The sequence below is a fragment of the Vibrio sp. Vb1574 genome (assembly GCF_033338675.1).
Map to the genome: position 1 here is coordinate 102,261 of NZ_JAWOTC010000012.1, position 6,412 is coordinate 108,672.

The 6,412-nt window shown below is 41.2% G+C and carries 7 protein-coding genes; 1 reads left to right on the forward strand and 6 read right to left on the reverse strand.

Annotated features, from left to right (window positions below; genetic code table 11):
• Window positions 1-45 precede the first annotated feature (45 nt).
• The gene (locus tag R7O12_RS11050; protein ID WP_169629045.1) at window positions 46-1,377 is read right to left on the reverse strand and encodes a Fic family protein; all 1,332 of its coding nucleotides are present in this window, start codon (window positions 1,375-1,377) and stop codon (window positions 46-48) included.
• Between the two features lie 470 nt (window positions 1,378-1,847).
• Between R7O12_RS11050 and R7O12_RS11055 the strand changes: the two genes are divergently transcribed.
• Window positions 1,848-2,747 carry an HNH endonuclease gene (locus tag R7O12_RS11055; RefSeq protein ID WP_140203481.1) on the forward strand — a complete coding sequence of 300 codons (900 nt, stop codon included), beginning with the start codon at window positions 1,848-1,850 and terminating at the stop codon, window positions 2,745-2,747.
• 485 nt (window positions 2,748-3,232) lie between these two features.
• On the opposite strand, the gene R7O12_RS11060 is transcribed toward R7O12_RS11055, so the two are convergent.
• From R7O12_RS11060 to R7O12_RS11080, 5 genes are all read right to left on the reverse strand, one after another.
• Window positions 3,233-3,781: an outer membrane protein gene (locus R7O12_RS11060; protein ID WP_025594094.1), complete on the reverse strand. Its 549-nt coding sequence runs from the start codon at window positions 3,779-3,781 to the stop codon at window positions 3,233-3,235.
• A 426-nt stretch (window positions 3,782-4,207) separates the two neighbouring features.
• Window positions 4,208-4,684: a Fe3+-citrate ABC transporter substrate-binding protein gene (locus R7O12_RS11065; RefSeq protein ID WP_169629052.1), complete on the reverse strand. Its 477-nt coding sequence runs from the start codon at window positions 4,682-4,684 to the stop codon at window positions 4,208-4,210.
• 12 nt (window positions 4,685-4,696) lie between these two features.
• Window positions 4,697-5,056 carry a hypothetical protein gene (locus R7O12_RS11070; RefSeq protein WP_169629053.1) on the reverse strand — a complete coding sequence of 120 codons (360 nt, stop codon included), beginning with the start codon at window positions 5,054-5,056 and terminating at the stop codon, window positions 4,697-4,699.
• 253 nt (window positions 5,057-5,309) lie between these two features.
• On the reverse strand, window positions 5,310-5,540 hold the full coding sequence (locus tag R7O12_RS11075; RefSeq protein ID WP_169629054.1) for a hypothetical protein: 231 nt from the start codon (window positions 5,538-5,540) through the stop codon (window positions 5,310-5,312).
• Window positions 5,541-5,542: 2 nt separating this feature from the next.
• A complete protein-coding gene (locus tag R7O12_RS11080; protein ID WP_169629055.1) occupies window positions 5,543-5,797 on the reverse strand; it encodes a hypothetical protein in 255 nt (84 codons plus the stop codon).
• Window positions 5,798-6,412 lie beyond the last annotated feature (615 nt).

The window sequence follows — 6,412 nt, forward strand, 5'->3', positions numbered from 1 at the left end:
ATTCCCTACAAAAAGGCCGCCAGTTTGGCGGCTTTTTTGATGCTCTTAAGCTTTGGTTAGTCTCTGTTTCAAGTCGGCTGGTGCAATGTAGGTATTCTCGTTGCCATCCTTTGATTTGAACAATAACTTCAGCTCCACCAGCCTTTCAAGATACTTGCGCGCAGCGGTATGAGACACGTCAAAATCAGACTGAATTTCCTTAACTGAAAAGACACGTCCGGCTGTTTCTAATCCCTTGGCCAGAATCACAATGTGTGGCAGTTTCAATACGCCCTTAAGCTTGGAGTCGTCTAGCAGCTCGCGCACCTCTCTCGTATCTTCAATCTTAGATTTGATGTACTCGTTAAAGCGCTCAATCGCATTGATGATGACCGTTAGCTGGTAGTCCACAAAGTGCGTTAAGTCGTTGTCGTCCGTTTCGGTGTAAACGTAACTTCTAACGTACTTGGTTGGCGCGCTCTTAAGTGGCGCAGAGATCGAGACGTACTTAAAGTTCTCATAGCCATGCTTAAGGATGAACCAGTAGAAAAGCGCCCTAGCCGTTCTCCCGTTGCCGTCCATAAATGGGTGAATGTAGCCAATCATGAAGTGCAGAATACAAGCCTTAACGATTGGGTTAATAAAATTGGTGCTGGTGGTATGGTCGGTGTTGGCGAAGTCACATAGTTGCTCGATGAGCTTCAAAACGTGCTCATGTTCTGGCGCTTCATGAATAATATCGCCAGTGGCCACGTCTCTAACCATGACTGCATCCGTTCTGTATTGGCCAGCAACGTGCTCATTCTCTAACACTCCATCGGTGGCGATGCCATTAAACCCGCCAATCAATTCTGGTGTGAGCTCTACATCCTTAAGTTCATCGGCCATCATGATCAAACGCCAGTTATTGATAATCATCCGTTCGGAGTCATCTTTAGGCTCACGTTCCGTTTCAAGCATTTCCTTGGCCACTTTGCGCGTTGTGGCCGCTCCTTCCAATTGGGCGCTGCTAATGGCTTCTTCCATCTTCACGCTTTTCACTAGGTGTGCCTTTTTATCTTGCGCAGATAGCGGTAAATCTTCTAGTTTGAGCTGTTTGTCGATGTGGAATAGCTTCGCATCGAGACTGGCGGCGCTAAGTTGGAACGGATTGCCGTTTTCATCAACAAGCGAAATGTCGTTAAGGCCACGTCTAATTTTTAGGGCATGCCAAGCGTAACCCTTTTGATCGCCTTTAAACTCTTTTGAACGGTACTGAAAGTCGTTCCAATGCAAGTAATTACCGCTGCTATCAAATCCGTATTTAATTGGATCTAGTTTGCGAATTAGAGAGGCAACTTTACTGAAATCGGCTGGTAATTCTGGTGGGATGCTGACTCCCGCTATCTTTTTGCTCATACCGTGAAACTTTTTTAAAATGTTTAATATATCTAGTATTGCACACAGGCAGTGGGAGTCAATCGCTTATCTACCTAGGAGTTGCAAGGGGTGTAATGCTTTACTGAATACTTTCAATAATACAGTTGTCCCCTTAACTTCCATCCCAATCGATCAATATTTTATGCCAGTGATCAACAACTGTCGGTAGACAGTAAAGTTCAAAACCTTTCGAATAGTTGGCTTTTCAGGAAGTCACTCTCAAATTCACTTCGTAACACTTATAAGTGCCCCAAAACGTGTTGGGGCTGACCTCGGCAACAACGCCTTGTCACCGAAACAAGTGATGAACCAAAGTATGAGCATAGATTTTCTGTTAACTTTTATATGCAAAAAGTAATGCTGGTCAAAAGTTAAGAACTAGCGCCTATTAACCTAATCAAACATTTATATTTACACAAATAAAAACTAACTACTAAGTAAGGTAGATAATGTCACGAAAAAAATTTATGGAATCCTACGGCGCAACTAATCGCAACGCTCGGTATGGCTGGGCCTTTGTGAATCACGAAAAAAAGGAAGTATATTTTGGTGCGTGGGATGTCAATACAAACGGAAACAGAGCGTTGATTTTTTCAATGGCCTGGGAGTTCAATAACGAAGGGCGTAGGGTTAATGCATTTGGCGAAGCTCTTGAGTATATAAAACTAGTAGAGAATGAAGGTTATTCATTAAGAACATTCCCAATAATATGGGATGAAGATAACGACGGTTACGCAGATACAGGCAGCGCCAAGATAAAAGAGTATATTGAAGAAGTCTCTGACATGTCTCTAGATATTGTTGGCGGTGATTACTATGCGGTTGGTAACCATAAAGCAAAGCACTCTAAAATGCCTTTACCCAACGTAGCACAAGACATCGATGGTATATTCGGTACTACTACAAATAAGACTGAGCGCGAAAGCTTAGTACTTTCTCGTGTTGGACAAGGGCAATTTAGACAAAACGTCATCAACGTTTGGGGTAATGGTGAGAGCTGTGCGTTAACCCTTACACCGGTGCGCGAGATATTAATTGCATCTCATATAGTGCCTTGGTCTAAATGCGAAAGTGATGAGCAGAGGATTGATGGGGCAAATGGTATTCTACTCTGTGCTCATATTGATAAACTCTTTGACGCGCACCTGCTAACCTTCACAAAGAAGGGCTCGAAGTACATATCTAAGTTATCACCCAACCTTGATACTTCACTGTTAAAAGGTTTGGGAATTCAAGGTGGTGAGGAGCTTTGTTCTGAAGAGATCAGTGAACAGCATCGTGACCGATTCGAAAAGTATTTAGAAGTGCATAACAACGAGTTCAACTTCAAGATCTCACAGACTCGCTAAACTATCACTATCTCGATCATTTGGAGTTTAAGTATTCTAATTAAAGAGCCCTACGTGATTCGTCGCGGTGATTGCAGTTAGGTGGATTTGCCAGGACGTCATCGCACGATACAGATATATTGATACAGATATATTGATCTAACTAACTCCTGCCCCAAAGTTTGTTTCGTCAAAAAGAACAGGATTGTTACTGGTTGAATTTTGACCAAGTATAACTAGTACGAAAAATGGGCATCATTGTGCTGTTCTTGTTTCAAGCGCACTCGCTGACTTTTGCCCTGTAAATCAAGTTCAAAGTGTCACAAACTTTCAAAACGTTAGGTATAGATTTCTTATTAAAACTGTTGCTAACGCTTTCTAGGTAACAGGAAGCCTGATTTTTGATAGCTAACTTACGGATTTACCATAGTAGGAATAACCTGCACTTAAAAAAGCCTCCCGAATGGGAAGCTTTTTGGTTGTGATAGCTCATTCGTAGCAAGCTACTAGAAGTTATATCTCATACCAACTGTCACACCTTGAATGTTGATATCTACACCATCAAATTCAGCAGACCTGTATCTGTAGCCGATAGCAAGGTCTACATTGTCAAGCATGTAACCTACTTCCAATCCTGCTTGATAAGAGAACTTGGATTCTGATTCAGATATACCGAAGACGTTGGCTTCGCCCTTTAATGAACCAACGCCAAGAATGAGTGCGCTATATAATTTATTACCTTTATCTATAAACTTAGGGCGTGCGTTAATATAAAAGGCATCACCTTTAACACTGGCATCTTCATTAAATTCAGCTTCACCAAAATGTTGGTATTCTAACTCCACACCTAAATCTACATTAGGGTGAACTGCAAAATTATAACCAGCATACACACCTCCACCTAAGTCGTTGCTTTCATCAATAGTTGCAATACCAGCATCTAACTCAGTATTGTGACCTACAAGTAAATTGCCGCCGACATAAAAATGGTCTACCTCGTTTGCACTTGCACTTGCACTTGCACTTAAGAGTGCTAGTAAAATCAGTTTTTTCACTTTAAGTCCTTATAGTTGATTTGGAGATATTATGCATGCATGGGAGTATCGTTAATAGCGAATATTTAACGTAACGCTCGTTGTGCGCATCAAGCCAAAGCCTAATCTTGAGGCAATCCTTTTAGCTAGCGCTATCTTAACCGAAGCGCTAGCTCTCCCAAACTCACTTTGCCATACAAAAAGTAATTTATGAATTGCTAATTTAAGTAGATGCTCTAGCTGATTTCTGTCCAAAAGCGAGTTTCAAACTTTGTTGTCACACTTTCGTTGGATAGCCACATTGATTGAGTCTAAGTGTCGATCTTTATTGTCAGTATTGGGTTCTTTTAGCCACGATAGTAACGCACTTCGGAAATAGAAAAGTTTCAAACTTTAATGTCCTCCGACAATAGCAGGGATAAACAATAAAGGGCCACTGACAACCCTTTATTGAAGCGTTACATTTGGTGCTCTACCCATGAATGCCAACAACTCCAAATCGCTACGGTAAGCATCTAGCAAAGCTTGTTTCGCTTTCGTGTAAGCCCCTAATTTGCCATGTTCAAGGCAACTGTATCTGCGAGCAACTTTTACTGGCTTTCCATCCTCATATTTCATCCAATTCGCAACGTATTCGTATACAGGGCTTTTCTTGTCAGGTGAAAGGCGGTATTTAGGCTCTAGGTTGCGTGGCAATCGAGATAGCAAGGTTCGATCAGATAAGACGCGAGGCCAGAACTTTCCCCACTCTTCTTTACCAATACGGTCCCGCTCTTTGACGGCGAGTTTTATAGCTTCCTCTATTCCAATTTTGTTAAAGCCTACTGAGCGAAAACGGCGAGAACCTTCTGGTGTCGGCACTGTTACTTTAATTGCTGTCTTGCCTTCTGAAACAAAACGTATGGGGGTCTTACATGAACTCATAAAATTGATCCACTAATAGTCGCATGAAGCAGCAGCATCCATATTATTCATTATCTTCTCACACCAGAGCTTTCTTTCTTCCACAGATATAGGTTTATTCATAGGTGTACTTTGTGGATAGATACTGAATGTAGTTAAACGAACGGCATCAGAAATATCGCCAAATTCGACGTTACTACCAAACTTACTGCTATCAAAACTGTACAGTTCACCAATCTGAAAAACGTCAATAATTTGCTTTCTCAGAGAAAGGTATTCATTCACATCAATCAGTTCAATAAGTTCCATAACATCTGACACATAGCCAATAACAACTTCCATTTCTTCTACTAAACCAAAAAATAGCAGTGGTTTAGGTTGTAATTTACTCATGAAAAACGCTCCTACTATCTCTTAATCCGATTAAATAGATTATCCGAGTTGCGGTTTTTTACTTTCAGAAATCTAATCCTACGAGCAACGATACACGCATATCTAACACCAACCAGGACAAGAAGGACAGGCGCGACAGTTACAGCAAGCTTTAGACTATCAAGCCAAATGCAAATGATTAGAACAGCCGTTAATACAAAAGAAGGCAGCTCTAATATTTTGGATTTTTTAAGGAGCTTCCTTAGATTTGGTGTCATGCTTTTTGCTTCCTTCTGAGCCAAGTAGTTGCTTGCCATGCACCAATAAACAACCCGACTAACTGAATCGTCCCCCAAACTATAGAGTAACCAAACGCCATAGAACCTATTGCACCGACACATAAACAAAAACCCGATGCGAAATAAGGTTGTGAACACCTATCATTCACATACAATCCAACCTGAATGAGAAAACCAACAATAATTCCTATGTTTACAAAAAACATAATTAATCCTTTTCGGTTAAAAATACACAAAGGTTATCAATGGCCGAATAAAAACAAACCACAGACACGCCAGCAGACAACCCATAAATCAAGCTGATCAGCTCACCATACTCATTGAAACCTTCCATCCCTCCGGTCATGAATATGAACACCATAAAAGCGAAGAACGATACGGTTGAAAACCGCTTAAATGATTTCAAAGACCCTGGAGCCGTCACTTTCTTGTTGCTAACTTTAGTTGCTTTGGAATTAGACACTATTACCCCTTAATTTCTATATGTGGTGTACCGGCAGCTGAGAACCAACACTACATGTAGTGCTTCGCTACCTGCTTTCTTTTGGATGCAAACTGCCAATCACGATAGAGTGAAAAACGTGTGAAGTTCTAACGTAAATACAAATTTCACGATCAATTTTTCGCCTGTCTAACTTAGATAGGCACTGCGCCGGATAAACAGAGAAACCGTCATAACCAACCTTTCCACTATCAATGAAAGCTTGAAGCCTAGTGATGGATAGCCGCCCCCTTACGATCCCTAAAAAACAACCAGCGATACCAATTAACCAATTAAGCACAATGAAACTAAAATAGGTTCAACCATGATATTCCTCTATTTCTGGTTTGGGTCGTAAGCTTCATCAATAAAAAATGATGCGTTAGTTTCGTCACCTTTAGCAAGAGAGTTAATGTGCTCTTGGTAAGCTCTAAATACTTGTTCTGGGATCTGTTCCTCCTCGCTGAGATACAGCTCAACAAGCGAGATAGGCCAGCCGAAAAAACGAGGTTCTTGATAGGTAAGCGTTCACCGAGGTATCTTGACTTACCAGATCTGAAGAAACATATGCAGTTTATAGATCAAAAACGTTTGGGT